19 protein-coding genes are annotated in these 19297 nt (G+C 43.6%); 6 read left to right on the top strand and 13 right to left on the bottom strand.

Annotated elements, in window-relative coordinates:
- Positions 1-45 precede the first annotated feature (45 nt).
- The 8 genes from nqrM to LGZ98_RS11495 form a co-directional block, all read right to left on the bottom strand.
- The gene (gene nqrM / locus LGZ98_RS11530; RefSeq protein WP_113043300.1) at positions 46-273 is read right to left on the bottom strand and encodes a (Na+)-NQR maturation NqrM; all 228 of its coding nucleotides are present in this window, start codon (positions 271-273) and stop codon (positions 46-48) included.
- A gap of 13 nt (positions 274-286) precedes the next feature.
- A complete protein-coding gene (locus LGZ98_RS11525; RefSeq protein WP_113043299.1) occupies positions 287-1315 on the bottom strand; it encodes an FAD:protein FMN transferase in 1029 nt (342 codons plus the stop codon).
- A 79-nt stretch (positions 1316-1394) separates the two neighbouring features.
- The gene (gene nqrF / locus LGZ98_RS11520; RefSeq protein ID WP_113043298.1) at positions 1395-2621 is read right to left on the bottom strand and encodes an NADH:ubiquinone reductase (Na(+)-transporting) subunit F; all 1227 of its coding nucleotides are present in this window, start codon (positions 2619-2621) and stop codon (positions 1395-1397) included.
- A gap of 15 nt (positions 2622-2636) precedes the next feature.
- Positions 2637-3233 carry an NADH:ubiquinone reductase (Na(+)-transporting) subunit E gene (nqrE, locus tag LGZ98_RS11515; RefSeq protein ID WP_112878722.1) on the bottom strand — a complete coding sequence of 199 codons (597 nt, stop codon included), beginning with the start codon at positions 3231-3233 and terminating at the stop codon, positions 2637-2639.
- 7 nt (positions 3234-3240) lie between these two features.
- Positions 3241-3870, bottom strand: coding sequence for an NADH:ubiquinone reductase (Na(+)-transporting) subunit D (locus tag LGZ98_RS11510; RefSeq protein WP_112878723.1), 630 nt, complete (start codon positions 3868-3870; stop codon positions 3241-3243).
- Entirely contained in the window at positions 3863-4660 is a 798-nt protein-coding gene (locus LGZ98_RS11505) for a Na(+)-translocating NADH-quinone reductase subunit C (RefSeq protein ID WP_113043297.1), read from the bottom strand. The genes LGZ98_RS11510 and LGZ98_RS11505 overlap by 8 nt, the downstream gene beginning before the upstream one ends.
- Complete coding sequence (locus LGZ98_RS11500) at positions 4653-5891, bottom strand: NADH:ubiquinone reductase (Na(+)-transporting) subunit B (RefSeq protein WP_113043296.1); 1239 nt, start codon at positions 5889-5891, stop codon at positions 4653-4655. The genes LGZ98_RS11505 and LGZ98_RS11500 overlap by 8 nt, the downstream gene beginning before the upstream one ends.
- Positions 5892-5895: 4 nt before the next feature.
- Positions 5896-7239, bottom strand: coding sequence for a Na(+)-translocating NADH-quinone reductase subunit A (locus LGZ98_RS11495; RefSeq protein WP_113043295.1), 1344 nt, complete (start codon positions 7237-7239; stop codon positions 5896-5898).
- A 419-nt stretch (positions 7240-7658) separates the two neighbouring features.
- On the opposite strand from LGZ98_RS11495, the gene LGZ98_RS11490 reads away from it, so the two are divergent.
- Positions 7659-8393 (top strand): L,D-transpeptidase family protein, encoded by a 735-nt coding sequence (locus LGZ98_RS11490; protein WP_113043294.1) that lies wholly within the window; start codon positions 7659-7661, stop codon positions 8391-8393.
- Here the strand turns inward: LGZ98_RS11490 and LGZ98_RS11485 are convergent.
- On the bottom strand, positions 8364-9131 hold the full coding sequence (locus LGZ98_RS11485) for a class II glutamine amidotransferase (RefSeq protein ID WP_112878728.1): 768 nt from the start codon (positions 9129-9131) through the stop codon (positions 8364-8366). The genes LGZ98_RS11490 and LGZ98_RS11485 overlap by 30 nt on opposite strands.
- A 150-nt stretch (positions 9132-9281) precedes the next feature.
- Complete coding sequence (gene lpcA / locus LGZ98_RS11480) at positions 9282-9863, bottom strand: D-sedoheptulose 7-phosphate isomerase (protein ID WP_113043293.1); 582 nt, start codon at positions 9861-9863, stop codon at positions 9282-9284.
- Positions 9864-10123: 260 nt separating this feature from the next.
- Between lpcA and fadE the strand changes: the two genes are divergently transcribed.
- Positions 10124-12559 (top strand): acyl-CoA dehydrogenase FadE, encoded by a 2436-nt coding sequence (gene fadE / locus LGZ98_RS11475; RefSeq protein WP_113043292.1) that lies wholly within the window; start codon positions 10124-10126, stop codon positions 12557-12559.
- Between the two features lie 72 nt (positions 12560-12631).
- On the opposite strand, the gene lysA is transcribed toward fadE, so the two are convergent.
- Positions 12632-13924, bottom strand: coding sequence for a diaminopimelate decarboxylase (gene lysA / locus LGZ98_RS11470; RefSeq protein ID WP_113043291.1), 1293 nt, complete (start codon positions 13922-13924; stop codon positions 12632-12634).
- A 124-nt stretch (positions 13925-14048) separates the two neighbouring features.
- Between lysA and LGZ98_RS11465 the strand changes: the two genes are divergently transcribed.
- Positions 14049-14984, top strand: coding sequence for a LysR family transcriptional regulator (locus LGZ98_RS11465; RefSeq protein WP_113043290.1), 936 nt, complete (start codon positions 14049-14051; stop codon positions 14982-14984).
- Here LGZ98_RS11465 and LGZ98_RS11460 read toward each other — a convergent pair.
- Positions 14967-15881 carry a LysR family transcriptional regulator gene (locus LGZ98_RS11460; protein WP_011145516.1) on the bottom strand — a complete coding sequence of 305 codons (915 nt, stop codon included), beginning with the start codon at positions 15879-15881 and terminating at the stop codon, positions 14967-14969. The two genes, LGZ98_RS11465 and LGZ98_RS11460, sit on opposite strands and share 18 nt — an antisense overlap.
- Before the next feature lie 105 nt (positions 15882-15986).
- Here LGZ98_RS11460 and LGZ98_RS11455 point away from each other — a divergent pair, with 105 nt between their 5' ends.
- Both LGZ98_RS11455 and LGZ98_RS11450 read left to right on the top strand, forming a co-directional pair.
- Positions 15987-16871 (top strand): MBL fold metallo-hydrolase, encoded by an 885-nt coding sequence (locus LGZ98_RS11455; protein WP_113043289.1) that lies wholly within the window; start codon positions 15987-15989, stop codon positions 16869-16871.
- A 31-nt stretch (positions 16872-16902) separates the two neighbouring features.
- Positions 16903-17544 (top strand): DsbA family protein, encoded by a 642-nt coding sequence (locus LGZ98_RS11450; RefSeq protein ID WP_113043288.1) that lies wholly within the window; start codon positions 16903-16905, stop codon positions 17542-17544.
- A 51-nt stretch (positions 17545-17595) separates the two neighbouring features.
- Here the strand turns inward: LGZ98_RS11450 and LGZ98_RS11445 are convergent, their stop codons facing one another.
- Entirely contained in the window at positions 17596-18282 is a 687-nt protein-coding gene (locus tag LGZ98_RS11445; protein ID WP_113043287.1) for a prepilin peptidase, read from the bottom strand.
- Between the two features lie 279 nt (positions 18283-18561).
- On the opposite strand from LGZ98_RS11445, the gene rsmE reads away from it, so the two are divergent.
- Positions 18562-19293: a 16S rRNA (uracil(1498)-N(3))-methyltransferase gene (gene rsmE / locus LGZ98_RS11440; protein WP_113043286.1), complete on the top strand. Its 732-nt coding sequence runs from the start codon at positions 18562-18564 to the stop codon at positions 19291-19293.
- Positions 19294-19297: the final 4 nt, after the last annotated feature.

Raw genomic sequence — 19297 nt, 5'->3', positions numbered from 1 at the left:
TCTCAATTAGCATTCAAGAAGGAGTATTACGCAGACTTGTTAAACTCAGATAATCCGATGTTTCTCTAATTGAACCTGCCGCGCCGCTTCACGCGCCATACGTTTCTTACGGGCATCACAAGGTTCTGGACAATCACATACTTTCTCTACGCCAATACTGCTTAAACCACCGCAGCTCCCTTGTATACTCTTACGTTTAATCATATAGCCCAACGACATTCCCGCAAAAGCCAGCAGGAAAAAAACGAAGGCGGCAATAAATATTTTTAGCACTTCCTTCCCCTTCTCATTGATTTTTCTGTAGGTATGGCTCAAAGGCTTTACTATAACGCTCTTCAAAACCATTTTTCGTTTTTATAATCATAAAAACCGGGATATTCAGATTTTCTGCAATTTTCATCCCTTTTTCCGGCCCTAAAACATTCAGTCCAGTCGAAAGCCCATCAGCATTCATACAAGCTGGAGCAATCACTGTAATAGAAACTAAATTATGAGAAATAGGGCTCCCCGTTTTTGGATCAATTGTATGTGAATAGCGCACACCATCTTGTTCAAAGTAATTACGGTAATCACCAGAAGTCGCTATCGACATATTCCCAGGCATTATCACTTCCTGAGCATTTTGTGCCATGCCAGTGTCAGATGGCTTTTCAATCGCAATCCGCCACGGCAGATCTTTACCACTATGGCCTGATGTACGGACTTCACCGCCAATATCAACCATATAATCTTTGATATTCTGCGATTCCAGATATTCAGCAACAACATCTACGCCATAACCTTTAGCGATAGATGATAAATCGATATACAGTTCTGGAACGGTTTTAATCAGGTTATTACCTTCTACCACCAGTTTATCAATCCCAGTCCATTCACGGCGTTTTTCCAGTTCGCTTGCAGAAGGTGCTTTCGTCACGTGCCCCTCAGGACCAAATCCCCATAAATTAACCAATGGGCCAACCGTTACATCCAACGCGCCATCCGTCAATTTATTAATGTAGATCGCTTCTTTAACCACTTTGGCTGTCGCGGCTGATACCGGGAATGGCCGATCAATTTGACGGCTTTGATTAAAACGACTCAATTCAGAATCAGGGCGATATGTCGACATCTGGTCGTTAACCTCTTCCAGCAAACGATCTATCTCTTTTTGCAGAGCTTCTGGCGAAGGCGCCGACGAACCCGTGACAAATTTAATGGAATAGTAAGTCCCCATTGTTTGCCCATGAATATTTTTCTGCTCCAGACCATCGCATGCCGCCAGCAGCAGTACTGCAAATATTAACGCTATCCAGCTACTTATCTTTTTACGCACAGTTAATTACTCTTTCCAAATTGTTAGCGCCCACAAAATTGTGGGCGCCAGTCATAAAAATCAAACTATTTATGGCCTATCAGCCACCGAAATCATCCAACATGATGTTTTCATCCTCGACACCAAGATCTTTCAACATCTTGATCACCGCAGCATTCATAACCGGAGGCCCACACATGTAAAACTCACAATCTTCTGGAGCCGGATGATCCCTCAAATAATTCTCATACAGAACATTATGGATAAAGCCGGTGTGACCATCCCAGTTATCTTCTGGCAGTGCATCAGATAGGGCTACATTCCAGGTAAAGTTTTCATTTTCAGCCGCCAGTTGATCGAAATCCTCTGTATAGAACATTTCACGTTTAGAACGGGCGCCATACCAGAAGCTAATCTTACGTTTGGAATTCAATCGCTTAAGCTGATCAAAGATATGAGAACGCATTGGCGCCATACCTGCGCCACCACCGATGAAGATCATTTCCGCATCAGTATTTTTCGCGAAAAATTCACCGAATGGACCAGAAATAGTCACTTTATCACCGGGCTTTAGTGACCAAATATAAGAAGACATAATTCCCGGCGGCGCTTCTGAATTTTTTGGCGGCGGCGTCGCAATACGAACGTTAAGCATGATAATTCCGCGTTCTTCTGGATAGTTTGCCATTGAGTAAGCACGAACTGTTGGCTCTTTCACCTCAGAAACAAAACGGAACAAATTAAATTTATCCCAATCCTCACGGTATTCTTTCGGCACATCATAATCCTCGTAACGAGCAATATGTGGCTGCGCTTCAATCTGGATATAACCACCTGCACGGAAAGGCACAACTTCCCCATCAGGGATCTTCAATTTTAGCTCTTTAATGAAAGTGGCTTTGTTATCGTTGGAGATAACTTCACATTCCCATTTCTTAACACCGAATATCTCTTCCGGTAACTTAATTTTCAGGTCCTGTTTTACATTGACCTGACAAGCCAGACGGCAACCCTCTTTCGCTTCACGTTTACTAATGTGAGAAAGTTCTGTTGGCAGAATGTCGCCACCGCCATCTTTAATCTTTACGCGACACTGACCACAAGAGCCACCACCACCACAAGCAGAAGAGACAAAAATCCCCTGGCTTGACAACATATTTAGCAATTTATCACCGGCAGGAGCGGTAAAGCTCTTTTCCGGATCACCATTAACTTCAACCCTAATATCCCCAGTGTTAACTAACTTTGATTTTGCGAACAAAATCAGCGCCGTCAGTACCAACACAATTAGGGTAAACATCACTACGCCTAAAATTATTATATCCATGAACGCTTCTCGCCCTTATAACTGCACACCAGAGAAGGACATAAAACCCAATGCCATCAAACCCGTAGTGACAAAGGTGATCCCCAATCCTTTCAGCCCTGCCGGAACATCAGCATATTTCATTTTTTCACGGATAGAAGCTAGCAGAACAATCGCCAACATCCAGCCTATACCTGAGCCAAAACCATATACAACGGATTCCGAAAAACTATAATCACGCTGCGCCATGAAAGAGACACCACCAAAAATTGCACAGTTAACGGTAATCAGTGGTAAAAAAATGCCGAGCGCGTTATAGAGTGAAGGGAAATAACGATCAAGGATCATTTCAAGAATCTGAACTAATGCAGCAATCACGCCAATAAAAGTAATAAAGTTTAGGAAACTGAGATCAACCCCTTCAACCAATGCACCGTCACGCAATACCAAGTTATACACCAGGTTGTTGGCAGGAACAGAGATCCCCAAAACCACCGTGACGGCAATACCCAGACCAAACGCCGTTGTGACGTTTTTCGATACGGCCAAAAAAGTGCACATACCGAGGAAGAAAGCCAACGCCATATTCTCAATAAAAACGGCGCGGACAAACAGGCTTATAAAATGTTCCATGCTGTCATTACTCCTTCTCAACCTGAGCCGGTTTCAAAGTCCTCAGACCCCAAATCAGCATACCAATAATGAAAAACGCGCTAGGGGCTAACAGGAACAAACCATTAGGCTGATACCAACCGCCATTCTGTACCGACTCCATCACAGTAATTCCAAACAGTTTGCCGGAACCAAACAACTCACGCAGGAAACCAACCATTACCAAAATAACACCGTAACCCAGACCATTACCGATACCATCCATAAAGCTCTCAATGGGTGGAGATTTCATCGCATAGGCTTCCGCACGTCCCATCACGATGCAGTTAGTAATGATAAGGCCAACAAATACCGACAACTGCTTGGAAATTTCATAAGCATAAGCCTGCAAAATCTGATCTACCACGATAACCAGTGATGCAATAATAGCCATCTGGACGATGATTCGCACACTGCCAGGGATGTAATGACGGATCAACGAGATAAAAAAGCTGGAAAAGGCAGTAACCAATGTTACCGCTATTGTCATTACCAACGCCGTTTCTAACTTGGTTGTTACCGCCAGCGCTGAGCAAATCCCCAGAACCTGCAATGCAATCGGGTTATTATCCAAGAGTGGCCCAAGAAGGACTCGCTTTATTTCTTTACTATCAGCCATCTTTCAACGCTCCTTCGCGTACTTTTTTCAGGAACGGACCAAAACCGTTATCCCCTAACCAGAAATTAAACATATTCTGGACACCGGCAGAGGTGAGAGTCGCACCAGACAAGCCATCAACACCATAAGGGTCATCGGCAGCAGCCCCGCCACGAACAATTTTGATCGCCGGATTGCCTTCATCGTTATACAGTTTTTTACCTATCCACTTTTTACGCCATTGTGGGTTATCCACTTCTCCCCCCAATCCCGGCGTTTCGCCATGTGAATAATAAGTGATACCGCGAGCCGTTTTGCCGTCTACATCAACGGAGATAAAAGCATGCATAACAGACCACAGGCCAGAACCATAAATAGGCAGAACGATTTCGCGAGTTTTACCCTGTTCATTCTTCACCAGATAGACCTCGGCCATATTGGCGCGACGGCGAATTTTCGCCAAATCCTTTTCAGGTGGTAATGCAATACTGGTATCATCACTGCGCAACGCATCGTTCAGGTTAAACTTGCTCTGACTGCTTTCAAGCGTTGCCGTCTCCAGATTCAATAACTCAGTTTTAATGCGGCTTTTGAACGCTTCTTTAACCTCATCGGCACTCATCTGTGGATTGAGTAACCCCGCAACATCGAGGATATTACGCTGTTTATCCAGCAATTTTTGTTCCTGTTGCTGAGATTTCAGCCCTACCGCAGAACCTGCTACCACAATTGAGCAAACGAGACATAGCACAAAAACAACGATAAATGTTCTGCCGATGCTGTCATTATTTTTTGGTTTATCATTAGCCACGGGCTTTTCTCCGCTTAATATTGGCCTGCACTACCAGATAATCAAACAATGGCGCAAACAGGTTTGCGAACAGAATCGCCAGCATCATACCTTCCGGGTATGCCGGGTTAACAACTCTGATCAGAACGCACATTACACCAATCAGAACGCCGTACCACCATTTACCTTTATCGGTAAATGAAGCAGACACTGGATCGGTCGCCATAAAAATCATACCAAAAGCAAAACCCCCCAGAACCATATGCCAATACCACGGCATAGCAAACAGTGGGTTAGTATCTGAACCGATAGCGTTAAATAAGTAGGAAGCTGCAACCATACCTAACATCACCCCGGCGACAATGCGCCATGAAGCAATGCGGGTAAACAGGATAATTGCACCACCGATGAAAATCATCAGAGTAGACACTTCACCGATAGAGCCAGGAATATTACCAATGAAAGCATCCATCCAGGTAATAGACTGACCGGTAACGGTATTCACTAATCCCTGACTACCACCAGCCGCCCATTGAGATAACGGAGTCGCGCCTGAGAAACCATCAACCGCAGTCCAGACTAAATCTCCCGAAATCTGTGCCGGATAAGCAAAGAACAGAAAAGCACGGCCAGCCAGTGCCGGGTTCAGGAAGTTACGGCCTGTACCACCGAATACTTCTTTCGCAATGACAACACCGAATGTAATACCCAGCGCCGCCTGCCACAGAGGAATAGTTGGTGGAACAATCAACGCAAATAAAATAGAAGTAACGAAAAATCCTTCGTTAATTTCATGCTTACGGATAAGGGCAAACAGCACTTCCCAGAAGCCGCCAACCACAAATACAACGATATAAACGGGCAAAAAGTAAGTTGCACCAAGCAACATTTTACTGTTCCAACCCGCATCCGGTGTCAGTGACGCCCCCAAAAACTGAGCAACCCGATAGTGCCAGTCAGATGCCAAAAGTTGTTGTAATTCTGCGCCACTGTATAAATGATACAACGCAGGAATCGCCTGCTGACCAACGTTATACATTCCCCAGAACATTGCCGGGAATACCGCCAGCCATACCATGATCATCATGCGCTTTAGATCGATAGCATCACGGACATGGGCACGGCCAGCAGTTACTGTACCCGGTGTATAGAAAATCGTCGTTACCGCTTCATACAACGGATAATATTTTTCTAATTTGCCCCCGGGCTCAAAATGGTGCTCAATTTTTTCAAAATAGTTTTTCAGGCCCATGAAATCATCCTTCCTGCTCAATCTTAGTCAGCACTTCACGCAGTACCGGACCATATTCATACTTGCCAGGACAGACATAGGTACAAAGCGCTAAGTCTTCCTCATCTAACTCCAGACAACCCAGTGCCTGAGCACTATCGGTATCACCCGCCAGCAGATCCCGCAGTAAATGGGTTGCCATGATATCCAAAGGCATAACACGCTCATAGTTACCGATTGGTACCATAGAACGTTCACCACCATTCATTGTCGTTGAAAAAGCAAAGCGCTTATTTTTCAGGAAATGACCAATGGTGGTGCGGGTGATTGAAAATTTATCGATACCCGGCATTATCCAACCAAATAGCTCTTTTTCGCGACCTTCAAGCAAAACGGAAACCAAAGTGTGGAAACGACCAAGATAGTGATGAACCTCATCTGACTGCGTACCGCACAATACGGAACCCGAAATAATACGGTTTTCACCCTCTTTAAGCTGCTCCTGAGTTAACTCAAGCAGATCAGCCCCTAAGCAAGTACGTATAAGACGGGGTTTCTCAACCTGTGGACCGGCCAGTGCAATGACACGATCAGTATAAAGTGTACCGGTAGTGAATAATTTTCCGATAGCAATCACATCCTGATATCCCAGGTGCCATACCGTTTTAGTCGCACTGACGGGTTCAATAAAGTGAATGTGAGTTCCAGCTAATCCCGCAGGGTGCGGACCAGAGAACTGATTATAAGTGATTTGTGCATTATTGCCGACACTCGGCAAGCTTCCTGCACTATGGCAAACATGGACTTTACCTTCGGTCAGTCTAGTCAGCACATTCAGACCATCAACAAAAGCCTCTTCATCGGTAGCAATAATAACCTGTGGATTTGCAGCCAGAGGCTGAGTATCCATCGCGGTTACAAAAATTGCTTTTGGCGAGGAGCCGGGAGCAGGAGTTCGACTGTAAGGACGGGTACGCAGTGCAGTCCATAACCCAGAATCAATCAGATTCTTTTCCACTTGTTCTCGGGATAACTGAGAAAGTTGGGAACGATCATAACGGTCAAAATCAACCTGTTCATCTCCCGTTATCTCAATCACAATTGACTGCAAAATACGTTGTTCACCACGGTTAATCGCCACAATCTGCCCACAGGCCGGACTGGTAAAAACCACGCCTGGATTCTTTTTATCTTCAAAAAGAATCTGGCCCTTCTTAACATGCTCACCTTCCTTAACCAACATAGAAGGACGCATTCCAACATACTCTTCACCCAACAGTGCTACATGGCGAATCGTCGGACCGTCTTCTATTACTTGAGCAGGCGCTCCTGCAATCGGGAGGTCGAGTCCTTTTTTAATTTTAATCATAAGATTTGCACAAGTTTATCAATTAAATCATATGCTACAGATTACCTGGTGGTAACATAGCTACTCTATAAAAAGCCCCTTAAGTCACGAAGCGTGCCCAGGTGATAATTCTCCGATAATTATTACGATTTTCTGTTAATCTCCGGGCGGCAATTTTAACATCTCCCTTCTTAGACTGTCTGACTAATCAAGTGATTTAGTTCAAGCAAACAGGAATAATTTTGGCGCTGAACCATTAACAGTTCGCAAAAAACGAATATTTATATCACCTTTACCGACAACAGATTATATTTTAACCTAACAATCACTTTGTAGTGATAAAGTTATCATCGTCATTTTCTATTCACAAAGTCGATAACTCATGGCAATCTTAAGCTAAATTTTTAGTCAGTCCGCTACGTCGCTATTATGGTAGTCACATGAAAAAAACCGCGGCTTTTTCTGCAATAATATTGTTGTTATTTAGTTCATTTACTCCTGTCTATGCTGAGGATATTTTAGTCCAATTGAAGCAAAATTCTCCCGCGCAGACCGGCTCTCCTGTCTTTATCCAAATATTCAAAGAAGAGCGGATACTGGAGCTTTATACTAAAAATGGTCATGGAAGCTACCAACTGTCTAAAAGCTACCCCATCTGTAATTACTCTGGCGGCCTTGGTCCCAAAACCACAGAAGGTGACCTGAAAAGCCCGGAAGGTTTCTATCGTGTAAAACCCCATCAGCTCAATCCAAATAGTCGATATTACCGATCTATTAATCTCGGTTTTCCAAATGAATACGATAAATTCAGAGGCTATTCCGGTAACTATTTAATGATCCACGGCGAGTGTAAATCTGTCGGTTGTTACGCTATGACTAATGGTTACATGGATGAAATCTACGATTATGTAGAAAGTGCATTATTGCGCGGGCAGTATGAAATTAATATCAGTATTTATCCATTCAGAATGACACCGCAGAATATGTTACGCCACCGTTCATCCTCCTATTACATGTTTTGGCTACAATTACAGCCAGCCTATGAGTATTTTGTAAAAAATCACCGGCCAGCAACGATTAGCGTCATTAACGGCCAATATGTGGTTAATGCTACACCTGAAAAATCGCCACTTTTGCAGCATCAATCACAATATGCGTTCACCAAGATGAAATAGTGCATAGCGACCCGGCTCAATACGATTCCAAGCTTCATTACCCGTCAAAGGTTGAGTAACAATGACAGAAACAACATCATCCGGCTGTGTATGTTGTTGAAAATCAATTTCAATATCCTGATCCAGAAGTTTTGCTTTTCCAAACGGTGCCCGACGGGTAATCCAATAAAGGTTGGTTGAACAATATGCCATCACAAAACGCCCATCCGACAGCAACATATTGAATACGCCTTTTTTGCTGAGTTCATCTGCGAGTGAGGCGATAAAACGAAAAACCTTAGGCCAGTTCGAGGGAGTTCTTGGATATTTTTGTGAAAGTCGCTGTAAAATCCAGCAAAAAGCATGTTCACTATCCGTTTGTCCAACGGGACGATACTGACCGGTTTCAAGCTGCCGATAGCCCCGAAGTTGCCCATTATGGGCATAAGTCCAGTTGCGTCCCCACATCTCACGAATGAAAGGATGGGTATTTTCCAACGCAACATTACCGCGGTTAGCCTGCCGGATATGAGAAACCACCACTCTAGATTTAATCGGGTACTCTTGTACAAAGCGAGCAACGGGCGAATTGTAACCGGGTTGATGATCTTTAAATGTGCGACAGCCCCGCCCCTCATAAAATGTGATCCCCCAACCATCTTTATGAGGCCCAGTATGACCCCCCCGTTGAATCAGACCACCTAAACTAAAGCAGATATCTGTTGGCACATTTGCACTCATGCCAAGTAACTCACACATTGCCCACCTCTGTAGCCTATAATACCCGTCATCTTTCAAGTTGCCTCTTTGTTGGCTGCACTCACTCACCCCGGTCACATCGTTATCTATGCTCCCGGGGATTCGCTCCCTTGCCGCCGCGATCCATCTTGAAATCCATAGGGTATAAAATCAAACTTTAACCATTTCTTTTTCAATAAGTTGAATCAGGATATGAATAACTTTGATATGAATTTCCTGAATACGATCTGCATAACCAAAATGCGGGACACGAATTTCCACATCAGCGGTTCCTGCCATTTTACCGCCATCCTTGCCTGTCAGCGTAATGACTTTCATGCCTCTTACGCGGGCAGCTTCTACTGCTTTGATAATATTACCGGAATTACCGGAAGTAGAAATACCCAGTAACACATCCCCCTCTTTCCCAACCGCTTCCACATAACGAGAAAAAACAAATTCATACCCGAAATCATTACTGACGCAGGAAAGGTGGCTGACATCAGAAATTGCAATCGCCGGATAGCCAGGACGATTTTCGCGGTAACGGCCGGTTAATTCTTCAGCAAAATGCATCGCATCACAATGCGAACCCCCATTACCGCAGGACAATACCTTGCCGCCCGCTTTAAATGAATCAGCCAGTAATACTGCTGCTTTTTGAATTGCTTCAATATTTGCATCGTCACTTAAAAACTTTGCCAGCGTATCCACGGCTTCGCTCAATTCACTACGGATCAGGTCTTGATACATAGGCTCCTCACTTCGGTCAGGTAATCTTTAATGTTGTGCCGAAGGGCAGTTTACCGGATCAAGAGAATTGAAAGAAGACAACATTACATTTCTGGAGAATTAAGCCGCCACCGATCACCATGAGTTTGTGAGCTACATTGTAATTAAGATGTAAAGATATTGCTAAAAGCAATTTCCTGGTCTAAAAAAGAGAAGAACACCACAACAGGTCCGACCTCTGATGACTTATCTGACCCTGAGATTAACCAGGAGCTTTTATTATGACCACATTGAGTATTATTCTATTCTTAGTATTGATTGGGATACTTTGCTATCACAAAGTCAATCTCAGTCTTAGCAGCTTACTGCTCCTTGTCTATACCGTCTTGATGGGCGTTATTGATGCATGGAGCTACTGGATGTTGTTACCCATGGCCATTATTCTGTTCCCGCTGAATTTTGCGCCAATGCGCCACTCCTTACTGACTGTTCCGGCCTTAAAAGCCTTCCGTAAAGTAATGCCAATTCTATCTCGCACGGAAAAAGAAGCTCTTGATGCAGGTACTACCTGGTGGGAAGGCGAACTGTTCCGCGGTAAACCCGACTGGAAAAAATTACATGACTATCCAAAGCCTCAGTTAACCGTTGAAGAACAAGCATTTCTGGATGGCCCGGTAGAAGAAGCTTGCCGCATGACCAATGATTTCCAGATAAGCCATGAACTTGCTGATTTACCACCTGAGTTATGGCGTTACCTGAAAGAACACCGCTTCTTCGCCATGATCATTAAAAAAGAGTATGGCGGTCTGGAGTTCTCAGCCTATGCTCAAGCACGAGTCCTGCAAAAATTAGCAGGTACATCCGGCATTCTAGCAATTACCGTAGGTGTACCTAACTCTCTCGGCCCTGGTGAATTATTACAGCATTATGGCACCGAAGAGCAGAAGAACCACTATCTACCTGGGCTTGCCCGTGGTGAAGAGATCCCATGTTTCGCACTGACCAGCCCGGAAGCTGGCTCTGATGCCGGATCAATCCCAGATACAGGCGTAGTCTGTATGGGAGAATGGCAAGGTGAACAAATTCTCGGTATGCGCCTGACCTGGAACAAACGTTATATCACACTTGCCCCTATCGCTACCGTACTCGGTCTGGCTTTCAAACTGTCTGACCCTGACCATTTATTGGGTGATACAGAAGAATTGGGCATTACCTGTGCATTGATCCCGACCAATGTACCAGGAGTAGAAATTGGTCATCGCCATTTCCCATTGAATATTCCATTCCAGAATGGTCCAACTCGCGGTAAAGATATCTTTGTTCCGATCGACTACATTATTGGTGGGCCAAAAATGGCCGGACAAGGCTGGCGTATGCTGGTTGAGTGTCTGTCTGTTGGCCGCGGTATCACTCTGCCATCAAATGCAACCGGCGGTTTGAAAAGCGTTGCGATGGCGATTGGCGCATACTCTTATATCCGCCGCCAATTCAAAATGCCAATTGGTAAAATGGAAGGGATTGAAGAACCACTGGCACGCATTGCCGGTAACGCCTATCTGATGGATGCGGCTTCAACGCTTGCAACAACCGGTATTATGCTAGGTGAGAAACCCTCTGTGTTATCCGCTATCGTCAAATATCACTGTACTCACCGAGGCCAAAAATCTGTTATTGATGCAATGGATATTGCCGGTGGTAAAGGGATTTGCCTTGGTCCATCCAACTTCCTGGCCCGCGCTTATCAAGGCGCACCTATCGCCATTACCGTTGAAGGCGCTAATATTTTGACCCGCAACATGATTATCTACGGTCAAGGCGCTATCCGCTGCCATCCTTATGTACTTGACGAAATGGCCGCGGCTGAAAATAACCGTATTAAAGATTTTGATAAGGCATTGTTTAGGCATCTTGGTCACGTTGTCAGTAACACGTTACGCAGCTTCTGGCTTGGCTTAACCAACGGCCGCACCAGTAGCACGCCGGTCAATGATGCAACACGCCGTTACTATCAACAATTAAACCGCCTGAGTGCCAACCTTGCGCTATTATCAGATGTGGCAATGGGGGTATTAGGTGGTAGCCTGAAACGCCGTGAACGTGTCTCCGCCCGTCTTGGAGATGTTCTGAGTCAAACCTATCTGGCTTCCGCGACATTGAAACGCTACGACGATGAAGGTCGTCAAAAAGAAGATTTGCCGCTAGTTCATTGGGCCGTTCAAGATAGTTTGTATCAGGCAGAACAAGCGATAGATAATTTACTGAGTAACTTCCCTAATCGTCTGGTCGCCGGCCTGATGCGTGTTATCGTCTTCCCTCTAGGGCGTGTACATTCAGCCCCATCTGACCGTCTGGATCACAAACTGGCCCAGATCTTACAACAACCGTCGGCTACCCGTGATCGCATTGGCCGTGGTCAATATCTGACACCAAGCGAGCACAATCCTCACGGATTACTGGAAGAAGCCCTGCATGATATTATTGCCGCAGAACCGATCCATGCCCGTTTGAGTCGCGAAGCAGGTAAACGCCTTGGTTTTACTCGACTTGATAAACTGGCAGAACAAGCGCTGGCAGAACGTAAGATCACGCCAGACGAAGCCGAAATTCTGAAACGTGCCGAAGCAAGCCGTCTACGTTCTATCAACGTCGATGAGTTTGAAGCAGAAGCACTGGCTGTTCCTGCCCGCGTTGAAAAACTGAGAACAGAAGCCGCCTGAAACTGACGACTAAAGAGAGTTAAGCACTAAATTAATCACGGGGCGATATCTTAACAAATATCGCCCCGTATTTTATGACGTAGAGGCACAAGATACTTCTTCCAATGCTAACAACTCTTCAATCGTTTGACGGCGACGAATTAATTGGGGGCTACCATTAACAAACAACACCTCAGAGATAAGCGGACGGCTGTTGTAATTGGAGGACATTGACGCACCATAAGCACCCGTATCATGAAAAACCAGATAGTCGCCAACCCGAACCGGCGGCAACGTTCTTGGCGCAACACCCCCGCCTTCAACCTGCGTAAAGATATCACCGGATTCACATAACGGCCCCGCAACTAACGTTTCCTGCAATGGCAATTGCTCAATCTTACGTCCATCAGCAGGCAAAACTGAGATATGGTGATAACTGCCATACATTACTGGACGCATTAAGTCATTAAATCCCGCATCCACCAGCACATAATTACGGTTCCCCATCTGCTTAACCGCCCGAACTTCTGTCATCAGAACGCCAGATTCCGCCACCAAAAAACGTCCCGGTTCAATTTCCAGCTCAACTTTATGACCTAAATGCTGCTCAATCCTTTTACGCGCATCATCCCACAACCCAAAATAATGAGCGATATCGATTCGTTCATCACCCTGATGATAAGGCGTCGATAAACCGCCGCCGGCTGAAATTGCCTGAATATCTTCATCACAAAGAATAACCTGTTCAACCATCGCATTACACACACTGGCAAGGTGATGATAATCAACACCAGAGCCAATATGCATATGTAAACCAAGCAATTTCAATCCATAGTGGCGGATTTTCTCAATTGCCAGTGGCAGATCCTGATACCAAATACCATGTTTACTGTTTTCCCCCCCCGTATTCGTCTTCTGGCTATGACCATGACCAAACCCAGGATTGATCCGCAGCCACACCGGGTGCCCTTTTTTATATTGACCAATCTGTTCCAACATATCGATAGAACCCGCATTAACCGGAATATCCAATTCAGTTACTCTTTGCAGCGTCGACACATCAATTAAATCAGCAGTGAAAACGATGTCTGCCATTTCTTGTCCTGGACAAAACCCTGCCCGTAAAGCACGCTCAATTTCTCCTAATGAAACGGCATCAACTTTCACACCATATTCACGCATCAGGCGCAAAATATGAGTATTAGAACAAGCTTTCTGCGCAAACCTAACCACATCAAACTGACATAATGATTTGATTTTTTGGATAATTTTTTCACTATCGTAAACCCATAATGGAGTACCGTACGTTTCTGGCAAACAACTCAAATTCTCCGCTATCAGATTAGGACAACTATTGCGGGTAAAATTGTAGGTAAAAGCACTCATCAGGGTTTCTCTCACAAAGTCAACAGATAACCCATTATTGGCAGTAAAAAACAGGAATAAAAATATCCATTTCGTTATAGTTTATTCATCTGTGATATAGAATTATCTTTCGAAGGAACAATTTATGTCTTCTTGTTCATGGCGCCATATTGAAATCTTCCATGCGGTAATGACGACAAAAAACCTGACAGAAGCGGCTATTTTATTACAAACATCACAACCAACCGTCAGTCGCGAATTAGCACGATTCGAGCATCTAATAAAATTCAAACTATTTGACCGAGTAAAAGGCCGCCTGCATCCGACAGCACAAGGATTGCGCCTTTTTGAAGAAGTACAGCGCTCTTATTATGGACTTGAAAGAATAATGAATGCGGCTGACAACATACGTAAATTTCAACATGCTCAGCTTTCCATTGCCTGCCTGCCGGTATTTTCTCAATCACTGTTACCGAAAGTTTGCCACCACTTCACCCGTCAATACCCTGACACTAATTTAACCATCATTCCACAGGAGTCACCTCTACTGGAAGAGTGGCTCTCAGCTCAACGCCATGATCTGGGTCTGACAGAACATTTGCAGACACCACCGGGTACACAGAGAGAAACACTGATCACACTAAATGAAATTTGCGTATTGCCTGCCGCTCATCCTCTCAGTCATAAACCGCTATTGACTCCAGAAGATTTCAACCAACAAAATTTCATCAGCCTTTCAATAACAGATAGTTACCGTCAGCTCATTGATGGAATATTCACAGAACACCATATTCGCCGCCGCATGATTATGGAAACTCACAGTGCTGCATCAGTATGTGCAATGGTGCGAGAAGGCATTGGTGTTTCTATTGTCAACCCACTGACCGTACTCGATTATCTAGACAGTCATGGCAAATCTGAAATATGCGCTCGCCCATTTAGTATTAACATTCCTTTTACTGTCAGCCTGATAAAACCCATTCACCGTCCTTCTTCCGCCCCAGTCGATACTTTTATTGAGCACCTAAAAGCACAAGTTGCTCTGTTTCCTCAGAAACTAAAGTCAGCTTTTCAGCATTAGTGCTTGCCAGTATGGAGAGGAAGCAAACCATTGAACCAGAAAATCCAGTAATGCCCTCAGCGTTGCGGGCATATTTTGACGGCTGGCATAAATACCATAAATTCCCATAGCTTGAGGTCGATATTCTGGCAACAACTGAATCAATTTTCCTGACGCCAAATGCGAAGCAACAGAATAATAAGGTTGCATGGCGATTCCCGCACCTTGCAATGTTGCTTCCATTAACACCATCGATTCATTGGCACTCAAAGTACCGCTAACAGGAACAGAATATTTTTCCCCTCGATGTTCAAATAACCAAAGACTTTTACCAAAAAAGTTATAAGTCATACAGTTATGCAGGGCTAAATCAGCAGGCTTTTGCGGGAGCATTTTTCCCGCCAGATAACAAGGGGCGGCACAAACCACAGAATGACATGTCGATAACGGTCTGGCGATCAAATTCGGTTCCAGATTATTCGTGATGCGTAACGCTAAATCTATCCGCTCCTCGACCAAATTTATTGCCTTATTGCTTATTTGCATATCAATAGCTATCTGAGGATAAATCTGCATAAACTCAGGAATCGCTACAGACAACGCGCTTACTGCCAGAGATTGAGAACTGCTTATCCGCAAAAGACCACTCAGCTCCTGCGCTTCTACTGGTTGATGAACAGGTATCTCTTCCGACAATTGCAATAACTTACGGCTGCGCTGATAGGCGATCTCTCCTGCTGATGTCAGGCTGATCTTTCTCGTCGTACGATGTAACAGACGTACTCCCGCCCACTTTTCCATTTCAGCCAAATAACGGGATACCATTGCCCGCGACATATCTAACCGTTCCGATGCAGCAATCATGCTGCCTTGTTCTACAATTATAGTGAACACTTGCGCAGCAGTGATTCTATCCATCAATTAGCTCGATTTATGCAACAAATAATTACCAATTATGCGGTTTTTCCATCGAAAAACGCAACTTATTATGAACCTCGTTCACACAACATCAGGAATTCAATCATGACTCGCAAAACAACACTAAATATTGCGCTGGCAGGTATCCTTTCCTTGGGTACCATTTCTCTGGCACAAGCCGCTGATCTCAAACTGGATGTTTATAATCCGGGTGAGAAAAGCCTATTTCCTGTCTCTTCTGAAATCATCAGTGGAGATAAAGAAGTTGTACTGATCGATGCTCAGTTTCAAAAAAATGATGCTGAAGCACTGGTCAAAAGAATTAAAGATACCGGAAAAAAGCTGACAACCATTTATATCAGTCAGTCCGATCCTGATTTCTATTTCGGCCTTGAAGTACTGACCAAAGCATTCCCTGATGCCAAAGTCATTGCATCACCAGAAACAATTAAAGAAATCAACAAGACCAAAGATGGCAAACTGGCTTATTGGGGAGGTGTCCTGAAAGAACAGGCACCCAAAAAAGTCATCGTGCCGCAACTACTGGAAGGTCACACTTTTACAGTTGATGGTGAAAAACTGATCGTCGAAGGTCTTGATGGCCCTGCGGCTGACCGTACTTTCGTTTGGATACCAAAACTAAAAGCGGTAGTAGGCGGTGTCACCGTTTCAAGCAACATTCATGTCTGGATGGCGGATACACAGACTAAAGAGTCTCGTAAAAACTGGATGCAGACATTAGATCGTATCAAAGAGCTAAAACCGACAATTGTAGTTCCGGGACATTTCCTTGGTAACACGCCAATGACGTTGGAATCCGTTCATTTCACGCAGAAGTACCTGACTATTTTTGAGAAAGAGCTGGCAAAAGCGAAAGATTCAAAAGCGCTAATAGCTGCAATGGAGAAACACTATCCAAAACTTGGAGACAAATCCAGTCTCGAATTAAGTGCTAAGGTGCTGAAAGGCGAAATGAAGTGGCCCCAATAAGTGAATTAACCCTTTTTCAGGAATAAGTAATATGCCCGGAATGACTCTGCATTATATCTATGATCCACTATGTGGCTGGTGCTATGGCGTTTCCTCTCTGATACAAGCAGCAAAAGAGGTCGCAAATGTGAAAATTGAATTGCATGGCGGCGGAATGCTAACAGGTGATAATAGACGCCAAATAGACAGCACATGGCGTGATTATGTCCTTAGTCAGGATAAACGGATCGCAAGCCTGACCGGGCAAATTTTCAGTGAGCAATATGTTACACTGTTAAATGATAAGTCACTGATTATGGATTCATTACCACCAATATCAGCCATTCTTGCAGCAGAAAAGTTGGCTGTTAAAGGTGTCGAAATGTTACTGGCAGTACAAAAAGCGCATTATGTTCGTGGACTAAAAGTCAGCGAAACTGAAACATTATTGAATTTAGCAAATGAACTACAGCTTGATTCAGAACAGTTCCAGCAAGAGCTGATATTGAATAATGAATCAGAAAGTCTCCAACATATTAGAGAAAGCCGAGAACTATTGGCAAAAGTTGGCGGCTCAGGCTTCCCTACGTTTATTTTAGAAAATAACAGAAACGAGCTATCTATTATTTCTCTTGATAAATATTTGGGACAACCTAAACGTTGGCAAGATATGCTGATTCACTATCAGTTTTGATACCACAATTTTTTAATACCACAATTTTAACTACTGGCGCCCATATCTTATTTAGCTATCGGGCGCCATCCAAAATAATCCATCCATTCCCTGCAAGTTCAGATAAATCATTATGATCGCAGAAATAGCTATATAAGGACCAAAAGCCATAGCATCCTGATAATTTTCTCGCATTCTCCATTGCCACACGCATCCAATAATACCAAACAATGAGGATAAGAACATTAATAAAGGAATTGCACCAACCCCCAACCAAGCACTAACCGCCGCCATTAATTTAAAATCGCCATATCCTAATCCCTCTTTATGACAGATTATTCTGAATAACCAATAGAGCGACCATAAAACCAAATAACCCGCAATCGCACCTGTCACAGCTTGTTCAATAGACACAAAAGTTTGATTTAAATTCAATAATAACCCTAACCATAAAAGTGGGTAATTTATTATATCTGGCAACAACCTAATTTTTACATCAATAAAAGAAAGTATAATTAGCATCCAAGTAAATATCAAAACAAACATTAAAACAATATATGAATGAAAACTCAATGAAAAATAAATCACAAAAAAAGCCGTTATAAACAGTGTCACTAATTCAATCTGAAAATAACCGAAAGCTATTTTTTCATATCCATAAGTAATTTTAATAAATACAGATATCGCTTTATTCAGAATCATTCCAGACACTATTCCAATAAAAACAGCCAAAACAATAACCTTAATATTAAAATCCATTTAATAAAACACCTCCAGCTTAATTATACAATGAATATTTTAACCAAATAATAAAACAAATATTCATTATGTTTTTGGCATAAAAAGATAATAATAAACACCACTACATTAAAACAACAAAATAAACATAAAAAAGTCAAATAAGATATAAATATGCGAGCAGACTCGCAACATTTATTCAGAGATAACAATCCGCATCGAGATAACTTGATAATTGGATTAAGCCTCCCTTATCATACCCTCCATTATTTATGGCCTTATGTATAAGGAAAGAAAAACATGCGTATACCCCGCGTATATCACCCGGAATTACTCTCATCGAATACTGAAATTTATCTGAGTGATGAGGCGGCTAACCATGTTGGGCGGGTACTCAGAATGACTCATGGCCAACAGTTACAACTGTTTGATGGCAGCAATCAGATCTTCAACGCTCAGATTACCGAAGCTAGCAAAAAATCTGTCAAAGTACATATCAGCAATAGCGAACTCGCCGATAATGAATCACCACTTAATCTCCATCTGGGGCAAGTCATATCCCGTGGTGAGAAAATGGAATTCACCATTCAAAAATCTGTAGAATTAGGGGTAAATGTTATTACGCCTTTAATTTCTGAACGCTGTGGTGTAAAGCTGGATGGAGAACGGCTGGCTAAAAAACTTCAGCAGTGGCAGAAAATTGCTATTGCTGCCTGTGAGCAATGCTGTCGTAACCGTGTACCTGAAATTCGCCCAGTGATGCAACTTGAGCACTGGTGTGCAGAAAATGATGGCAGTTTAAAATTAAATCTACATCCACGAGCCAGCCAAAGCATCAATACCCTACCTTTACCTGTGGAAAAAGTGCGTTTACTGATCGGCCCGGAAGGCGGATTATCGATAGATGAAATTGCCATGACAGCTAATTACCAATTTACTGATATCCTATTAGGACCACGGGTACTGAGAACAGAAACGACAGCGCTCACCGCAATTACTGCATTACAAGTGCGTTTCGGCGATTTGGGTTAAGGAG

The sequence above is a fragment of the Photorhabdus kayaii genome (assembly GCF_025384895.1).
GTDB classification, from domain to species: Bacteria; Pseudomonadota; Gammaproteobacteria; order Enterobacterales; family Enterobacteriaceae; genus Photorhabdus; species Photorhabdus kayaii.
Note: the sequence above shows the minus strand (reverse complement) of the source record. Positions and strands in the feature narration are given on the sequence as shown.

Excerpts from the sequence above, each read along its gene's own strand:
- LGZ98_RS11500 (WP_113043296.1), bottom strand. The coding sequence starts at position 5,891 with ATGGGCCTGAAAAACTATTTTGAAAAAATTGAGCACCATTTTGAGCCC.
- LGZ98_RS11450 (WP_113043288.1), top strand. The coding sequence starts at position 16,903 with ATGCCCGGAATGACTCTGCATTATATCTATGATCCACTATGTGGCTGG.
- LGZ98_RS11445 (WP_113043287.1), bottom strand. The coding sequence starts at position 18,282 with ATGGATTTTAATATTAAGGTTATTGTTTTGGCTGTTTTTATTGGAATA.
- lysA (WP_113043291.1), bottom strand. The coding sequence starts at position 13,924 with ATGAGTGCTTTTACCTACAATTTTACCCGCAATAGTTGTCCTAATCTG.
- LGZ98_RS11490 (WP_113043294.1), top strand. The coding sequence starts at position 7,659 with ATGAAAAAAACCGCGGCTTTTTCTGCAATAATATTGTTGTTATTTAGT.
- LGZ98_RS11455 (WP_113043289.1), top strand. The coding sequence starts at position 15,987 with ATGACTCGCAAAACAACACTAAATATTGCGCTGGCAGGTATCCTTTCC.
- lpcA (WP_113043293.1), bottom strand. The coding sequence starts at position 9,863 with ATGTATCAAGACCTGATCCGTAGTGAATTGAGCGAAGCCGTGGATACG.
- rsmE (WP_113043286.1), top strand. The coding sequence starts at position 18,562 with ATGCGTATACCCCGCGTATATCACCCGGAATTACTCTCATCGAATACT.
- LGZ98_RS11465 (WP_113043290.1), top strand. The coding sequence starts at position 14,049 with ATGTCTTCTTGTTCATGGCGCCATATTGAAATCTTCCATGCGGTAATG.
- LGZ98_RS11495 (WP_113043295.1), bottom strand. The coding sequence starts at position 7,239 with ATGATTAAAATTAAAAAAGGACTCGACCTCCCGATTGCAGGAGCGCCT.
- LGZ98_RS11510 (WP_112878723.1), bottom strand. The coding sequence starts at position 3,870 with ATGGCTGATAGTAAAGAAATAAAGCGAGTCCTTCTTGGGCCACTCTTG.
- LGZ98_RS11485 (WP_112878728.1), bottom strand. The coding sequence starts at position 9,131 with ATGTGTGAGTTACTTGGCATGAGTGCAAATGTGCCAACAGATATCTGC.
- nqrF (WP_113043298.1), bottom strand. The coding sequence starts at position 2,621 with ATGGATATAATAATTTTAGGCGTAGTGATGTTTACCCTAATTGTGTTG.
- nqrE (WP_112878722.1), bottom strand. The coding sequence starts at position 3,233 with ATGGAACATTTTATAAGCCTGTTTGTCCGCGCCGTTTTTATTGAGAAT.
- fadE (WP_113043292.1), top strand. The coding sequence starts at position 10,124 with ATGACCACATTGAGTATTATTCTATTCTTAGTATTGATTGGGATACTT.
- LGZ98_RS11460 (WP_011145516.1), bottom strand. The coding sequence starts at position 15,881 with ATGGATAGAATCACTGCTGCGCAAGTGTTCACTATAATTGTAGAACAA.